Here is a 16,566-nt window from a genome sequence, read left to right as displayed (position 1 = left end):
CCCCTTTATCGTCAGACAACTCGGACCTCGGTGCGGCAGCGCGGCCAGCACACTTGCCTGACATGCCTTACAAGCCTTCATGCGGCTGACCAGCTACTTCGCTTGAGAACACTAGATAATCGGGGATATCTTCGGTGCTGTCGGAGTGTCAGGCATGCTAGGCACATGAAGGATTCAGAACGTGTCTGACGCGTTATCCATGGTTGGTCTGGCATGTAAGGCACGTCAGGCACGCGCCATGCTCCTGCCGACCACGGCATGATCCACTCGGTGCCTGCGCTGAGGCAGGCTGAGCCGTACGAGATGATTGTGCGGCGGTCGCCGCCGCACCTGCGCCCGTACGCACTGGGAGCGGCGGGGTTCCGGACGCGGACGGCGGAGGACGCGCGGATGCTGCCGCTCAACGCGGTCACCTTGATCGTCGACTTCACCGGCATGAGCCCCATCGTCACCGGCCCGCGCGCCACCGCGACGTTCGCGGTCCGCACGCCGTGGCGTCACGGGATGGCGGTCGGGCTCACCCCCGCCGGGATGTCCGCGCTGACGGGCGCGCCGGTCCGGGAGGTGGCCGGGACGACCGTGCCGCTCGCTGACCTCCTCGGCGTCCGGGCCGAGGAGCTGGCGGGGCGGCTGGGCGAGTCAGCGAGCTGGGATGAGCGCTTCGCCCTGCTGTGGGAGCGCCTGACGGCGTGGCTGCGCCCCGGCCCGGGACGCGACCACCTGATCATGCGCGCCTGGTGGCGGCTGCAGGCCCCGGACTGTCCGCGCACGATCGCGGGCCTCGCCGCCGAGGTCGGTGTCAGCAGGCGGTACGTCGAGCTCGGATTCCGCAGAGTGGTGGGTTTGTCACCCAAGACCGTCGCCCGGATCGCCCGCTTCCAGCGGACCGTGGACAGCTGGCGCCGCCCGTCAGCCACCGTGGACGCGGCCCTGAGCTGTGGTTTCGCCGACCAGCCGCATCTCAGCCGGGAGATCAGGGCCATGTCGCGGCTGACGCCCGCGCAGCTGTTCGCATTCGTTCAAGACACCGGGCGGCTCGCCGAATAGCGTGACCTTCCGCTCCCGGCCGAACGGCGTGCCCGGGACGGGAAGGGGCAGCACGTCATGGGAGTCACGCTCGCCGACTTCGGCAGGGATCCGCTGGGGATCACCATCGTCAAGGCGGTGTTCCTGTTCCTCTTCCTGTCGCTGGGGGTCGTGTTCGGGGTCTGGTTCGAGCGCAAGCTCATCTCCAGGATGCAGAACCGCATCGGTCCCAACCGGGCGGGCCCCTTCGGGATCCTGCAGTCGGTGGCGGACGCGATCAAGATGGGGTTGAAGGAGGATCTCTTCCCCAACACCGTGGACAAGGTGCTGTATCTGCTGGCTCCGGTCATGATGGTGGTTCCGGCGTTCCTGGCGTTCTCGATCGTGCCGTTCGGGCCGAAGGTGTGGATGTTCGGGCACCAGACGCCGTTGCAGCTGGTCGATCTGCCGGTGGCGGTGTTGTTCATACTGGCGATGGGGGCCATCTCGGTGTACGGGGTGGTGCTGGCCGGGTGGTCGTCGCGCTCGCCGTACGCGCTGCTCGGTGGTTTGCGTTCGGCGGCGCAGGTGGTCTCCTACGAGATCGCGATGGGCCTGTCGTTCGTGGCCGTCTTCATCTTCGCCGGGACGCTGTCGACCTCGGAGATCGTGAACGCGCAGACGTCGCTGTGGTACGGCATCATGCTGCTGCCGTCGTTCCTGGTGTATGTGGTCTGCATGTTCGGTGACGCGGCGCGGATTCCGTTCGACCTGCCCGAGGGTGAGGGTGAGCTGGTCGGCGGGTTCCAGACGGAGTACTCCTCGTCGCTGAAGTTCGCTCTGATCATGATGGGCGAGTACCTGCACACGTTCACCGCCTCCGGCATCGCGGTCACCCTGTTCATGGGCGGCTGGCGGGCGCCGTTCCCGATCTCGCTGTGGGCGGGCGCGAACGAGGGCTGGTGGCCGATGCTCTGGTTCTTCATCAAGTTCGTGCTGACGTTCTGCTTCATCATCTGGGTCCGGGCCTCGCTGCCCCGCGTGCGCTACGACCAGCTCATGTCCTTGGGCTGGAAGGTCCTCATCCCGGTCAACCTAGGCTGGATCCTCCTCGTCGCCGCCGTCCGTACGATCACGCAGAGCCCGGGAGTCGTCTCCATCGCGCTCGGGGTCGTCATCGCCGTCGGCGTACTGGCCATCTGGATGCGGTTCGACACCGTCGGCCAGCGGCGAAGGGAAGCCAGGAAGGCACAGGTCGACGCCGAGTTCGAGGAGCTCGGCGAAGAGCCGACCGCAGGCGGTTTCCCGGTGCCGCCGCTCGATCTGCCGCACTATCACGGCCGCTGATCCGCCACCCGGGCGCTGACCAGGGTCGCCCGCCGTTCGGCGAGCCGGGCCGCGGGTGGCACCAGGAGGCCGACGAGGGCGAAGCCGACGCCGAGGGCGATCCAGCCGGGGCGGCTCCAGCCCAGGCACACGCCAGTCTTTGCTCCGTTCCGCGTCGCCGATCCTCTCCTCTGGGCCCTGCGCCACGGGCCTCACCTGGGATAACGAGCAGCCGAACGAAGATCGCCTGCGCTGTGGCGGATCACATGGGCCCGGGGGCTTGGATGCTCTCTGTTCCTCCTCGCGGCGAACCTCGCGCCTGTGGCTTTACCGCTCGCCACAGTGCCTTACATGCCTTACAAGATCATCTCTCTCTGGCCTGCGAGAAGGGGTCAAGAGCCCAAGATGACGATGGAGGGGCCCGGCAGGGGGCTGGGGGAGGGGGGTGCACGGGTTCCGGAGCGGGGGCTGCCGGAACGCTGGGCGTCGTGGTTCGGGTGGAGGCAAGGGCCGCGCCCGCCGCGGCGGAGGCGATGAGCCCGGCCAGCGCCAACGCTGCCCGAGGGGGCCCGGGAAAGTCTGGTCGTCACCTCTCCATTGGACGCTTCGCGGTGACGCCCAGGGGCGGGTATCTGCCACTCCACAAGTGGGCGCCTCGGCTTCGGTCGCCGCGCGCACTACGACGAGATCGTTCTCGTGGCGCACGATGGTCACGACCCCGGTCAGCAGCGTGAGCCGGCGGATGCGGTCTCGGGCGACGACCTGCCGGTCGACGGAGAACACGGCGGCATGGGCGTTGTCGTGGACCGTGCGGACGTCGGAGGGCGCCCGCGAGGTGCTCGGCCGACTGCCCCCGGCCGCGGCGATGCGATGCTGGATGGACCTGTTCGGGGACTGGATCGCGACCAAGAACGGCATGCTCGACACGCTGCTCTCGATGATCGAGTCGGGCGAGATCGCCCATGCGCAGACCCGGAGCGAGCTACTGGCGGCCATCACCACGATTCCCGACGCCGGTCGCGCGGCGGGCGACCTCCGCTCCGACGTCACCGCCGAAGACGTCGCCGCCTCCCTCATCGGCATCTTCACCGTGGCCCCCCGGCGCGAGCATGAAGCCAAGGCCGGTCGCCTGCTGGACCTCCTGATGGACGGCCTCAGGCCGCCCGCCCGGCCGGCACGCTGAACTCAGCGTACGAAGGCAGCGCAGGTCGGCACGTACGGTTTGCCCGGTACGTACAGGTTCCACTCCGCGCGGCTGATCGGCCGCTGGGCCAGGGCGCATACGGCGGCTTCGAGGTCGGAGGGCAGGTTCACATTCCACGCGCGAATGGTGGAGTCATAGCCGGTGCTGACGAGGGTGCGGCCGTCCGGGGTGAAGGCGATCCCCGAGACGTCCCCGTCGTGTCCGGTCAGTGGACGGCCGAGTGGCCGCTGGGTGGCGACGTCCCACAGCCGGATCGTACGATCACGGCTTGCGCTCGCGAGCAGCCGGCCGTCGGGGCTGAAGGCCGCCTTCCATACCGTGTGGGTGTGCCCCACGAGCGGCTGGTTCTTCGGCCGTACCGCGTGCGGATCCCACAGCCGGATCGTGCGGTCGCTGCTCGCGCTGGCCAGCAGCGAGCCGTCCGCGTTGTACGTGATGGAGGTGACGGCGTCGATGTGGCCGCGCAGCGGGGCGGCCTTCTCGCGGCGGGAACGCCGATCCCACTGGCGGATGCTCCCGTCGTCCAGCCCCGCCGCGAGGGTGGCGCCGTCGGGGGAGAAGGCCAGGGCGGAACCGCGCACGCCTGCCACCGGCGGGCCGAGCTGCCGCCGGGCGCGTACGTCCCAGAACCGCAAGGTGCCGTCCGCGCCGGTGCTGGCCAGCGTTCCCCCGTCGGGGCTGAACGCGAGCCCGCGGACCCAGCTCTGCCCGTTGTGCTCGGTGTGGCCGCGCAGCGGTGGCCCGATCGGCCGCTGGGTGGCGACCGTCCACAGGTCGATCACGCCGTCGGCCGCGCCGGTGGCCAGCATCGTGCCGTCGGGGCTGAAGGCCACCGGGCCGCCGTCGCCGGTCCTGCCCGGCGCGATGGGCTGCCCGAGCGGGCTCACGACGAGGCGTCCGCGGCGGTCGCGCCCGGCCAGGTTCCACAGCAGCACGCTCGTGCCGCTGGAGGTGGCGAGCGTACGGCCGTCATGGCTGAGGGCCATTTCGTAGACATCGCCGGTGCCGGGCCTGGTGACGGGCCGCTCGATCTGCCGGCCGCGGACGAGGTCCCAGACGCGTACGGTTCCGTCGTTCCCGGCGCTGGCCAGCGCCTTCCCGTCCGGGGAGAAGGCCACGTCCAGCGGCGTGCCGGTGTGGCCGACGAGGGGAGCGCCGACCGGCCGGCGGGTGCTGAGGTCGTACAGGGCGATCGTGCCCGCCTCACCGCCGGTGGCCATGGTGACGCCGTCGGGGCTGACGGCCAGCGCCGAACCGGAGGCTTTGAGGGCGGCGCCGAGCCGGCGGTGGGTGGTCGTGTCCCACCAGCGCACGGTTCCATCGCTGTCATCGCTCAGCAGCTTGGTGCCGTCAGGGGTGTAGGCCACCTTCCACGCCGTGATGTTGCCCTTGCGGGTGGCCGTCCGGGGCGTGATCTCGCGGCGACGGGCCACGTCCCAGAACAGCACGGTTCCGTCCGTGCCGGCGGTGGCCAGTACGCGCCCGTCCGGGCTGAAGACGACGTCCTCGACCTGGTCGGCGGTGATCTGGGCGAGGCGCCGCCGGGTGGCGACCTCCCAGAGGTACAGGATGCCGTCGTCTCCCGCCCCGGCCAGCGTCTCGCCGTCGGGGCTGAGTGCCAGCGCGTTGAAGCGCACGGTCTGCCCCTCGATGACGTCCGCGACGGTGAGCGGGGCGCCGGCCTGCCGTTGGCCGGCGACGTCCCAGATGTAGATCGCGCCCCTGTTGGATTCCTCCGTACCGCTCGCGCAGAACAGGAGCTTGCCGTCGCGGCTGAAAGCCACTGCCCGCGCCCATTCGCCCGGCCCGGTGGTGAAGCGCGCGATCGGACGGCCCGTGGCGATGTTCCACAGCCGGACGCTGCCGTCACGTCCGGCCGAGGCCAGCGTCCTCGCGTCGGGGGCGAACGCCACCCTCTCGACCTCGCCGACGTGACCGGTGAACACGGCGCGAGCAGGGTTGAGCAGGGCGGTGGTCATGGCCGCGCGGGAATCCGGGGTGTCCCGTATCTCATGGGCCGTGACAGCCAGCAGCCGGGACAGAGCCGGATCGGTCTCGCTCAACTCCACGCTGCGGCCGGCCAGTTCGCGCGAGCGCACGGTGCTTTCCTGGTTGCTCGCCTCGGTGGCGCGGTTCATCGCCACGCCGACGCCCGTCAGTGACGCCAGCGCCAGGATGGTGAGCAGGGCGAGGACCACGCGACGGGTCCGCGTGGTCCGCGTCGCCGCCCGCTCGCTCGCGTGCAGGAACGCGCGATGCACGCCGGTGAGCGCGGGGCTGCGTACAGGATCGTCGTCCCAGCGGGGGAACGCCTCCTGCAGCGCCGTCAGCCTGGTGCCCCGGTAGAGGAACGCCGGATCGCGGCCTCTGGCCTGCCAGTCGGCGGCGCTGTCCAGGAACTGCCGCAGCACCAGGTGGTCGCTACGATCGTCGTCGAGCCAGCCGTGCAGCTTGGGCCACGCGCTCAGCAGCACGTCGTGCGCGATCTCGACGGTGCCGCGTGGGCTCCCCTCGTCGGCGCCGCCCTGAACGAGGAGCCGGCGCTCGGTGAACGCCTCCAGCACGTCATTCACGTCGGCCGCCCGGCCGGCGGCGTGCGAGCCCAGCAGTTCGGCGCGCGTGACGCGGCGGCGCACCGGCCGCCCGTCCGGGCCGGTGGCGGCCAGCCGCAGGAACACCTCGCGCGCCAGGCGTCGCCGCTCGGCGGACAGGCTCCCGTAGACCTCTTCGGCGGCCGACTCCACGGCATGGGCGACGCCGCCGACCAGCCCGTACGTCCTGCTGGTCAGCGTTCCGCCCTGGCTCTTCTCCCAGGTGAGAAGCATCGCCTGGGACAACAGGGGCAGCACGCCTGCGCCATAGCCGCCCTCGTCGGCGTACGAGCGCAGATCGCTCAGCACGCTGTCGACCAGACCTGCCTCGACCTCCAGACCGGCGATGCCCGCCGGCCCGGTAATGGCCCGGCGCAGGTCGGATTCGGTCATCGGACCGAGGACGAACTGCCCGTCCTCCAACGCCTCGGCCAGCGTGGGGTGAGCGGCGCAGGTGGCGGCGAAGTCGCCACGAACGGCCAGGACGACCAGCGCGGGCGTGCCCGCGACCGCGACCAGGGCGGTCAGGAACGCCTCGCGTTCCCGACCGCCGGCCAGCAGGAACACCTCCTCGAACTGGTCCACGACCAGCACGAGCCGACCGGCCTCGTGCCGGGCGTGCCGCTCGGCATCAGCGAGTACGGCGTGCCGCACGGTGAGGTGCGCGTCCTGCGGATTGGCCTCCAGTGAGCGGCGTACCGCACCTGGTTCGAGCCCGCCCAGAGCGCTCAACCGGACCGCCATCTCATCCAGTGGGCGCGCGGTCGGAGTCATCACCACCTGCGGCCAGTCCCGGCAGTTCACGGCGCCGGGCAGCAGCCCGCGGGCCAGCGCGGGCAGCAGCCCGGCCCGCAGCAGGGAGGATTTGCCCGCCCCCGACGCGCCGGTGACCATGGCCGGCCGCGCCCCGGGCAAGCGCTCAGCGAGCTTGCCCAGCAGCTTCGCGGTGGCGCGCTCACGGCCATAGAAGATCGGGGAATGGTGGCGGTCGAACGGCCACAACCCCCGGTACGGCGCCTCGTCCAACCATCGAGGACTGGGGGCATCCGCCTGCTGCTGCGAGGTGGCCGCGCGCCGGTTGACGGCCGCTATCTCATCACGTATCAGGATCAGCTGCACCGACTGCTGAAGGGCGAGATCCCGATCGTGCCGTTGCTCGGCGGCCTGGCGGTACAGCAAGTCCTGAAGCTGAGTGGCCTTGCCCGACAGATCGCCCAGCAGTTGACGGAACTCGGCGAAGCTTCCGCTCAACTCGGCGAAGACCGTCGTGAGATGGGCCTGCAGCCGCTGGTCTCCGCTGGTGAGCGCGGCCTCCAGAGCGGCTCCTGCCGCATCGATCCCGTGCAGCACGCCGGCGATCTCCCGTCGCAGGTCCGGCGTGTTGCTGTTGGCGGCCTCCAGGGCTTGCAGGAGCTGGGTTCCGATCTCGTTCTCGATCTCCTCCCCTGACAGCAGACGGCCGGCGGCGCGTCTCCGTACCGCGTCCATCGACTTGATGATCACATCGGCCAGCACGTTGCCGCCGACACCGGCCAGCACCTGCACCCCGGCCGCGACGGGACCATCGGCGCCTTCGAAGGCCAGCGGCACCAGGGCGCTGGCGCACAACGTCGCGATGACCGCGTGCGGCGACAGCTTCAGCAGGCCGCTCCCGCTTCGCCGCACCACCGAGGCGATCCGCTCCCGCGCCGCGTGCGCCTGGGAATCGCCGGGCACCCCGGTGGCCGATCCCATCCACAACCCCCATCGATCCGCGAAGGCGCCCGCCTGCCCTCTGATATCGCCACAGCGCCTCACACCGCTACAACCGCTCTCGAGGTCCTGGTCGAGTCAATGTGGGTTTGGGCGCATGTGGGCTGACACCCATGTAAGGTCCGGTGCCATGCGTCCGAGGTCCTTGATCGTGCCATTACTCGTCGGCGTGCTCACTAGCGCCGCGTTCAGCGGGACGGCCGGCGCCGCGTCGGCCCCGGCCGTGCTGACCAAGAACCCGCTGTACAAGGCGGGCAAGTTCGCGCTCAAGACCTGCGAGGAGCCGTATGCGGCCAGCGCCGACATCGAGGTGTTCCGGCGCTATGTCGAAGAGGTCTCCCTCTGTCTGGACAAGGCCTGGGGGCCGCTGCTGACGAAGGCCGGTCTGCGGTACACCAAGCCCAAGGTGGTGTTGTCGTACGGCGAGCGGGTCAAGACCTCCTGCGGCATCTACGCACCCGACGCCACTGACAGCGTCTACTGTACGAACACCAAGACCGTCCACATGATGGTCAGCGACTATGGCCTGAAGGGCGAGATCGACAAGCCACAACTGCTGGAGGCCCTCAGCGCGGGCTATGCCATCCATGTCCAGAACGTCGCGGGCATCATGAACGCCGTGGCCAAGACCATGAAGAAGCTGTCCAAGCGGGACGCGCTGGCCCTTCAGTCCAGATACACGCTGCAGACGCTCTGCTTCTCCGGGGCCTTCACCGGCAGTGTCTGGGATTCGCTCGGCCACACACGCGAGCACGGCCGGGACTACTACATCGATCGGCACGTCATCGACGGCAATTTCGCCGGCTTCGGCAAAGCGTCCAATCGTGTCTACTGGATCAGGCGGGGGTTCGAGTCCGAGTCGCCGTCCGTCTGCAACACCTTCACGGCTCCGGCCGCCAGGGTGAAATAGCGCGCGCCCAGGGGGAGGACGCGCCGCGCGGCCGTGATCAGCCTCTTACCAGCGTGAGCCCGTAGATGCTCAAGGCCTAAGACGATCTCCCCCGGTGGCGCCTGCATCCGACTGAACCAGGGCTCCGAGAGCGACCAGTATGTTCCCCGTCACTCAAAATGGTGATCCAGGAAGCCTCTGTGGCCGCGCTGGTCATGACCTTCGTGCTGAAGTGGCCGCGGCTTGGCCCTGATGGGCCGCCGCAGCGAACTCGTCGCCTTGACCAGGGACGACGTGCGCGAGGTCGCCGACGGGCTGGAGGTCGTCATCCGCACTTCCAAAACCGACAAGGACTCCCGCGGCGAGACCATCGCCATCCTCCGCGGCACTCACCCGCTGACCGACCCGATCGCCGCCTGGCGCGACTGGATCACCGTGCTCGACCAGGCCGGACACACCAGCGGACGGCTACTGCGCCGCGTCAACCGGCACGGCGGCATCGGCCCTTCCCTCGGCGCCGACGCGGTCAACGTATCGTGCGCGACCTGGCAGTACGCGCGCGTGTGCCCTTCGCCGACACGGTCACCGCGCACAGCCTGCGCGCCGGCGGCGCCACCGTCGCCTACGCCGCCGGCGTCCCCGTCGCGGTCATCGCCAGACACGGCCGCTGGGCCCCCGGCTCACCTGGGGTCTTGCGGTACATCAGGGCGGTGGATCGCCGGCGGGACAACGCCATGCGGAATGTCGGTCTCTGACTGGCAAAGGCACGCGGTGGCGGCGAATCCGGGAGATGCGCCGTCCGCCTCTGCCGAGTTCGTCACTCCGTTGATGGTGCGTGCGCAGGGGCGGGGCAGCGTAGGAATGGCGGTGCGCAAGAGACGCATAAACAGAGGCGCGGGTCTCAGCGCGGGACCGCCTCGCCCCAGCATTTGAGGGTTCATCTCGGGCCGCCCTACTGGGCGAGCATCCCCGCCGTCCGGCCGCTCGATCACCACCCGCACCACCAGCCGCCATCCCACTGACAGGTGAGGGCGCTGACCGCTGATTTTTGCGGCTGCGTGTCAGGCTGCCGCGCACCGGCCACCGTCACAGAATGTCCCAGAATGAGGATCTCGGACTCGCTCTCGCGCATCCAGCACCATGTGCACAGACCGCTCCGGCGGCCCTGACAGTTGATCCAGAAGGCGGGTTCAACCTCCGGACCGGTGGGCCCTTCGGTCATCGTCCGGCAGGCGCCACCCCGCGGGCGGCCCGGCGGCCCGGTACGGAGGTCGCGGCGAGGTTGAGGCGGGCTCCCATGGCGAGGTTCACCTCACCGTGGAGCCGGACGCGGGACCCGAGCGGTGCGGCTGCGTCATGCCCGATGTACGACGTGCCGTCAGTGGCCGAGAGTGCTGAGGATGAGATCGGTCAGGGCGGTGACGGCGTCGTCGGTGGTGGCTCGGCCTCGGTTGATCTCTGCGGCGAGGGCCTCCGCGGCGCCGAGGGTGCCGACGCAGCGCAGCCGGAGGGCTTCGGCGGTGAGGCGGGAGTGGGGGCGCAGGGCGGTGACCATCAGGTTCGTGTAGTGGTCGAGCAGGTCGTGCTGGGTTGCCTCCAGGGCCGGGCTTCCCTTGAGGGCGGCGGAGATGGCGGTGAGTTCCGGCATGTCGGTGGCGCACGTGAAGTAGGCCTCGCTCATGACGCGGGCGACCTCGGGCGCGGTGGGATCGGCGTCCTGCAGGGCCTGGGCCAGCCTGGTCCGGTACTGGTCATCCAGGCGCAGGTAGAGGGCGAGCAGCAGGCCGTGGCGGGTGGCGAAGTGGTCGTAGACGATTGGCCGGCTGACCTGGGCGGCTTCGGCGAGGGTGGGCAGGGTGAGGTCGTCGGCGCCCCGGGTGCGCACGATCGAGGTGGCGGCGTCGAGCAGTTGCTCGCGTCTGGCCGCCTTGGACAGGCGGGTCGATGGGCTGGCCATGGTCCTCCCTTGCGTGCGGGCTCCAGCTTAAGCTACAAAAGGTAGGCTACAAAATGTAGCTTAAGCAGGAGGAGTCACACATGGGCAAGTCAGTGCTGATCATGGGTGGGTCGGGACAGGCGGGCAGGGGCACGGCCGTGCTCCTGCGACGCTGGTATCCGGCGCTGCCGCTGACCATCGCCGCTCGCGATCTCGACCGTGCCCGGCGGGTCGCCGACGAACTGGGCAACGCCACGGCCCTCACCTTCGACCTGCGGCGTGGCGATCTCGGGCTCTCGGAGGAGCACGGCTACGCGGCGGTGGTCGCTGCCGTGCGCGATTCGCACCTCAACGGGTTGCGCTTCGCGCAGGATCGCGGCGTGCCGTACCTGAGCATCTCCAACGGTTTGGTGGACATCGCGCCGGAGGTCGTCGCGGGCGCCCAGCGGGCGGCGGCCGCACCGATCCTGGTGGCCAGCCACTACCTGGCCGGGCTCGTCGTGCTGGCCGCGATGGAGTCGGCCCGGGAGTTCGAGCGGGTCGACACGGTACGGGTGGCGGCGGTGCTGGACGAACGCGATGGCGGCGGGCCTGCGGCCATCGCCGATCTGGAGCGGCTGATGGATGTCACCTCGGCGGGGCTGGTGCGCCGTGACGGCGATTTCATCTGGGTGGCCGGCGCCGATGCGCAGGTGGAGGTGTCCAGCGTGGACGGGGTCGTGCTGCCCGGCCAGACGATCGCCACCCTGGACGTGCCGAGTCTCGCGCTCGCGACGGGCGCGCCGAACGTCCGCTTCGATTTCGCGGTCGGGGAATCGGCCAGTAGGCGGCGCGGCGCGGCGCCTACGACCGAGGTCCGCATCGAGCTGGAGGGAAGTGCGGCGGCGGGCGCGCCGCTCAGCAGGAGCCAATGGCTGGTGCATCCTGAAGGCCAGCGTCCGCTGACCGCGCTCGGTATCGCTCTGGGAGTGGAGCGACTGCTCGGCCTGCGCGGCAGCCCGGTGACGCCGGGCCTGTACACGCCCGAGGCGCTGGTCGACCCGGCCTACGCGGTCGAGCGCATGGCGGAGCTCGGCACGCTGCGGCTCTAGCCGGAGAACGGCAGAACGGGCTGTGGAGTTCGAGGGGTCAGGTTTCGCTCCGGCGAGCTTCCAGCATGCCCGAGCCGTAACCCGGCTGCCTGCGGCAGGTGCTCCCGAGCGATGCCGGTATGCAGCACGAACAAGATGCCCTGCAAGGCCGGCCGGTCATCCGGCCGCCTGTGCCCTGGATGGCGGAAACTCCGCTGACGCTGGGGCAACAGCGGCTCGTCACCGGCTCACAGCTCGTCACTGACCTCCCACGGCTTCGGCTTTGGCCACCCGTGCTCCTCTCTCGGCTACAGCGAGATCGAAGCACAGCAAAGATCATTCTGTAGGGACCCTCAACCGCGGGCGGGGCGGCGGCGCAGGTGGTAGGCGCAGGCCAGGGCGAGCATTATCGGGCCCCACAGCGCCGTCGGGGTGATGGACACCATCGCCAGCGCCTGCCACCAGCCATTCTCGTACGCCACGCTGCCGGCGACGCCGACCCAGGAGAGCGCCATCCAGACCGAGACCGCGGTCAAGAGCAGCCCACCGGCCACGGCAGGGACGACCGCTGCCATGGGCGGCACACGTCTGCCGCCGATGACCGGGATCCAGCTCGGCAGCACCTCGCCCCAGCCGCGCACCAGACCGATGCTGAGCAGCGCCGCCAACTCGGTGAGCACGCTGAGCCCGAAGACATAGGGGATGCTGATCCACAACGGTGACACAGGCGCGTCGTCGAGCTGGCCCATGTCGAAGTGAAAGGCGAACGGCAACCTCCACAGGCACGTGGGAAGCAGCAGCCACGGAAGCGCGTAGGCGGTACGGAGCGCCCAGCGTGAGGCAGGTTGTGCGGTGTCACTGCTGGCCGGGGCCGCGTGCAAGAGCTTGATCGCCATACCTGTACCTTCTGCTGGCCTCCAGGACGATTGATCACCCGTGAGGGTGAATCGCCTCCCCCGCACGAGCCAGTAGTGGTTTGTTGGTCTGTCGGTGGCTGTTGCGGCGCGACGGTTTCTACGACACGCGAACCCAAAAGGCACTGCTGAGGCTCCGCCCTCGTCTCCGCGCCGCCGCCTGGAACTTCTCCGACGTGCGCTCAGCGACGAGAGGCTGGCCCTCCCCATCCGGGTCTCGGCCTGGCTCATGCTCCTCTTCACTCAGCCGATCACACGGATCGTTCGCCGCACGCTCGACGACCTCATCTCGCTCGACGGCGAAATCCACGTGCGACTTGGAGACCCGCCCACACCAGTCCCCGAGCCCTTCGCAAGCCTTCTGCTCCAACTGGCCGACGAACGGCCCCATCTGAACACGGCCACCAGCCACGGGGCCGATCACGGCTACTGGCGCCCGACACCGGCCATCGCTGACCGTCCGGCTTGCCGCGTTTGTCAAATGGGTGTCACCAGAGATGTACTGCCTTCCGGAAAGCTGATCATCCGATCAGGCACGAGGGAGGACCGGTGGACTTCGCGATCCTGGGCACCATTCGCCTCAATGGTCCCGGCGGCCGGATCCGTCTCAGCCGCAAGCAGCGGGCCGTGATCGCGGTCCTGCTGCTCCACCCGAACGCGACCGTTTCCACCGAACGCCTGATCGGCGCCCTCTGGGACGACCCGCCCCGCTCGGCACTGTCCAACGTCCAGACCTACGTCCATCAGCTCCGCCGCTCCCTGGAGGGCAGCGGCCTGTGGCTGGGGACCGAGGGGTCGGGGTACGCCTGCGAGGTCCCGCCGGAGCGTCTGGACCTGCTGGTGTTCGAGGAGGGCGTACGCCGGGCGCGCAGGGAACGGGCGAACGGCGACCTGGTGGCGGCCGAGCGGGAGTACGCGGCCGCGGTCGCGTTGTGGCGCGGAACCCCGGCCGAGGACGTACCGCTCAGCGGGGCCGTGGCGCCGCGGATCACCGAGCTGGAGGAGCAGCTGGCGGTGGCCAGATCGGAGTGGATCGACGTACGGCTCGCGCTCGGCCACGACGGCCTCGCCGCCGAACTGCGCACCCTCGTCGCCGCCCACCCGCTGCGTGAGCGGTTGCGCGAGCAGCTCGTGGTCGCCCTGCACCGCAGCGGGCGGCGGGACGAGGCCCTCGACGCCTTCCGCGAGGCGCGTGAGCTGCTGGTGGCCGAGCTGGGCATCGAGCCGGGCCCGGAACTGCGCCGCCTGCACGCCGCGCTGCTCTCCGGCGACGCCGATCGCCGTTCGCCGCTGCTCCCCGGCGAGGCCGATCATCACTCGCCACCGGCCGGAGAGACCGGGCGCCACTCGCCGCCACCGAAGTCGAAAGGAGAGAGCGGCCGTCATCCGCCGCCGCCGGCCGCGGACGCCGACCGGCACGGCATACCGCCTTCCGCGGACGCCGAAGCGGGCGCGCGGCCGATGGCGTTCCGGGGGCTGTGCCAGTTACCCGGCGACACCGCGGACTTCGTCGGGCGTGCGGGAGAGATCGCCGAGCTGCTGGGGCTGCTGCGGGCGGGCGCGGATCGGCTCGGTCCGCCCATCGTGGTCGTGTCCGGTCTGCCCGGCGTGGGCAAGACCACGCTCGCCGTACGGCTGGCGCACCTGTTGCGAGCCGACTATCCCGACGGGCAGCTTTTCGTCCGGCTCGGACGGGACGCGCGCGGCCCCCGGGAGCCCGGCGAGCTGCTGGACGTGCTGCTGCGCTCGCTCGGCCTCGACGGCGCGCTCATCCCCGTCCCGGTCGAGGAACGCGCGGGACTGCTGCGTCAGCGGCTGGCCGACCGGGCGGTGCTCCTCGTGCTGGACGACGCCGTCGAGGAGGATCAGCTCCGCCACCTGCTGCCGGGCACCGCACGCGGCGCCGTCCTGGTGACCTCCCGCTCTCCGCTGCCCGCCCTGGAAGGTGCCGTACGGCTCACGCTCGACCTCCCTGAGGAGAAGGATGCCAGGCTCCTGCTGGAACGCGTGGCGGGCCCGGACCGCATTGGTTCGGCGCCCGGCGCGGCCGAGCAGATCCTGCGTTCCTGCGGCCGGTTGCCGCTGGCCATCCGGGTCGCCGGAGCCCGCCTGGCCACCCGGCCGGTCTGGCCGGTCAGCGAGTTCGCCACCCGGCTGGCCGGACGGGGCCTGGACGAGCTGGTCGTCGGCGGGCTGGACGTGCGCGCGACGTTCGAGCCGAGCTACGCGGCGCTGCCAGGCCCGGCCAGGCGCGTGTTCCGGCTGCTGGGCCTGGCCGGGCTGGACAGCGTGGCGGAGTGGTCGGTCGCGGCCCTCCTCAGACCACCCGCCACGGAAACGGACGCGGCGCCCGCCAGCCCGCCTGGCTCGGACGGGGACGCGGACAGGCTGGGGGCGACCCCGCTGGAGGCGGATGCGGACAGGCTGGGGGCGGCCCCGCTGGAGGCGGATGCGGACAGGCTGGGGGCGGCCCCGCTGGAGGCGGATGCGGACAGGCTGGGGGCGGCCGCGCCGGCGGCGGATGCGGACAAGCTCGCGCTGGAGGCGGATGCGGCGCTGGAGACGCTGGTCGCGCGGGGCATGCTCACCTCGACCGAGGTGGACGGGGCCGGACAGCCCCGCTACCGGCTGCACGACCTGCTGCGGGTGTACGCGCGGGAACGGGCGCAGGCGGAGGAGACCCCCGAGGGGCGGCGTGCGGCGCTCACCTGGCACGTGCTGGAATGCCTGCGGCGTACCCGGGCCGCCACGCGCCGCCTGCCGATCCTGCTCGCCCCGCCGTACGAGCGCGAGCCGGAGGAGGGACCGGCGCCCGACGTGCGGGCGAGCGAGATGTGGCTGGCGGCCGAGCGGCGTACGCTGATGCTCGCCCTCAGCACCGCCGCCGAGCTGGGCCTGAACGACGTGGCGGCCGAGCTGGGGCACCACCTCACCAGCTATTTGATCATGGATCGGTTCCTGGCCGCCGCCGAGCGGGTCCAGCGGATCGTGATCGGGCTGGGCGATGAGCGCGCCGCGCTGCGGGCCCGGCTGCTGCTGGCCACGGTGGAGATCGAATGGGGTCGGTTCCCATCGGCCGAGACCATGTGCGGCGTGCTTCTGGCGGAGTTCGGCCGCGCCGGCGACAGGCATGGAGCGGCGTACGCGCTGATCGTCAGGGCCGCCGCGCGGCACGGCATGGGCCGTCTGGACGGGGCGCTGGCCGACGCGTACGCCTGCCTCGACCTGATGGCGGCGCCCGGCGACGCCGCCGGGCTGGCGTACGCGTGGACCTGGCCTGTCTGGATCCACGTCGAGCGCGGTGAGCACGGGCGGGCCGTGGAGATCGCCAGAGCGCGGCTGGAGGTGACCGACAAGGACGACTACGCCATCCGCGGCAACCTGCTGCGCGGCCTCGGCACCGCCCTCTACCAGCGGGGCGAGACGGCGGAGGCCGTCGTCCGCTACCGGGAGGGCCTGCTGGCGGCGCAGGCGCTCGGCGATCGCGCCGAGACGAGCAAGGCGCTGCGCCGGCTGGGGGAGGCACTGGGGGCGCTGGGCCGCTTCGACGAGGCGGCCGAGACACTGGCGGCGAGCCTGCGGCTGTTCGTGGTGAGCGGCGACACCCTGGGCGAGGCGCTGGCCGGGCACACGCTCGGCGTCGTGCACCTGCGCCAGGACGAGCCCCGCCGGGCGGTGGCGGACCTGCGGGCCGCGCTGGAACGGCTCGGCGGCGACGGTCCTCCGGTGTGGCGAGCCCGCGTTCTCAGGGAGCTGGGCCGGGCCTACGCCCTGCTGGGGCGGCACGAGGAGGCCGCGGCGGCGTGGCGCGGCTCCCTCGTCCTGTTCGGCGACGCGGCGGAGGGGCGGGAGGTGGCCGCGTTCCTGGCGCCCTGACCG

At 70.9% G+C, this 16,566-nt stretch carries 11 protein-coding genes; 7 read left to right on the top strand and 4 right to left on the bottom strand.

What is annotated here, in order from left to right; all coding sequences use genetic code 11:
• Positions 1–270 precede the first annotated feature (270 nt).
• Together ACIBK9_RS11635 and nuoH are read left to right on the top strand one after the other, a co-directional pair.
• Entirely contained in the window at positions 271–1,047 is a 777-nt protein-coding gene (locus ACIBK9_RS11635; RefSeq protein WP_397157282.1) for a helix-turn-helix domain-containing protein, read from the top strand.
• 57 nt (positions 1,048–1,104) lie between these two features.
• Positions 1,105–2,352, top strand: coding sequence for an NADH-quinone oxidoreductase subunit NuoH (nuoH, locus tag ACIBK9_RS11630; RefSeq protein WP_397157280.1), 1,248 nt, complete (start codon positions 1,105–1,107; stop codon positions 2,350–2,352).
• On the opposite strand, the gene ACIBK9_RS11625 is transcribed toward nuoH, so the two are convergent.
• Positions 2,340–2,483 (bottom strand): hypothetical protein, encoded by a 144-nt coding sequence (locus ACIBK9_RS11625; protein WP_397157278.1) that lies wholly within the window; start codon positions 2,481–2,483, stop codon positions 2,340–2,342. The two genes, nuoH and ACIBK9_RS11625, sit on opposite strands and share 13 nt — an antisense overlap.
• 554 nt (positions 2,484–3,037) lie before the next feature.
• Between ACIBK9_RS11625 and ACIBK9_RS11620 the strand changes: the two genes are divergently transcribed.
• Positions 3,038–3,514, top strand: a complete 477-nt coding sequence (locus ACIBK9_RS11620) for a hypothetical protein (protein WP_397157276.1) — start codon at positions 3,038–3,040, stop codon at positions 3,512–3,514.
• A gap of 2 nt (positions 3,515–3,516) precedes the next feature.
• Here the strand turns inward: ACIBK9_RS11620 and ACIBK9_RS11615 are convergent, their stop codons facing one another.
• Complete coding sequence (locus tag ACIBK9_RS11615; RefSeq protein WP_397157274.1) at positions 3,517–7,860, bottom strand: NACHT and WD repeat domain-containing protein; 4,344 nt, start codon at positions 7,858–7,860, stop codon at positions 3,517–3,519.
• A 169-nt stretch (positions 7,861–8,029) separates the two neighbouring features.
• Here ACIBK9_RS11615 and ACIBK9_RS11610 point away from each other — a divergent pair, with 169 nt between their 5' ends.
• Both ACIBK9_RS11610 and ACIBK9_RS11605 read left to right on the top strand, forming a co-directional pair.
• The gene (locus ACIBK9_RS11610; RefSeq protein ID WP_397157272.1) at positions 8,030–8,788 is read left to right on the top strand and encodes a neutral zinc metallopeptidase; all 759 of its coding nucleotides are present in this window, start codon (positions 8,030–8,032) and stop codon (positions 8,786–8,788) included.
• 515 nt (positions 8,789–9,303) lie between these two features.
• A complete protein-coding gene (locus ACIBK9_RS11605) occupies positions 9,304–9,522 on the top strand; it encodes a hypothetical protein (protein ID WP_397157270.1) in 219 nt (72 codons plus the stop codon).
• A gap of 623 nt (positions 9,523–10,145) precedes the next feature.
• Here the strand turns inward: ACIBK9_RS11605 and ACIBK9_RS11600 are convergent.
• A complete protein-coding gene (locus ACIBK9_RS11600) occupies positions 10,146–10,724 on the bottom strand; it encodes a TetR/AcrR family transcriptional regulator (RefSeq protein ID WP_397157268.1) in 579 nt (192 codons plus the stop codon).
• 80 nt (positions 10,725–10,804) lie between these two features.
• On the opposite strand from ACIBK9_RS11600, the gene ACIBK9_RS11595 reads away from it, so the two are divergent.
• Positions 10,805–11,794 (top strand): hypothetical protein, encoded by a 990-nt coding sequence (locus ACIBK9_RS11595; protein WP_397157266.1) that lies wholly within the window; start codon positions 10,805–10,807, stop codon positions 11,792–11,794.
• 332 nt (positions 11,795–12,126) lie between these two features.
• On the opposite strand, the gene ACIBK9_RS11590 is transcribed toward ACIBK9_RS11595, so the two are convergent.
• Positions 12,127–12,669: a hypothetical protein gene (locus ACIBK9_RS11590; protein WP_397157264.1), complete on the bottom strand. Its 543-nt coding sequence runs from the start codon at positions 12,667–12,669 to the stop codon at positions 12,127–12,129.
• Positions 12,670–13,236: 567 nt separating this feature from the next.
• On the opposite strand from ACIBK9_RS11590, the gene ACIBK9_RS11585 reads away from it, so the two are divergent.
• Positions 13,237–16,563 (top strand): AfsR/SARP family transcriptional regulator, encoded by a 3,327-nt coding sequence (locus tag ACIBK9_RS11585; RefSeq protein WP_397157262.1) that lies wholly within the window; start codon positions 13,237–13,239, stop codon positions 16,561–16,563.
• The last annotated feature ends 3 nt before the right edge of the window (positions 16,564–16,566 follow it).

The organism is Nonomuraea sp. NPDC050227 (assembly GCF_044459705.1).
Taxonomy (GTDB): Bacteria; Actinomycetota; Actinomycetes; order Streptosporangiales; family Streptosporangiaceae; genus Nonomuraea.
Note: the sequence above shows the minus strand (reverse complement) of the source record. Positions and strands in the feature narration are given on the sequence as shown.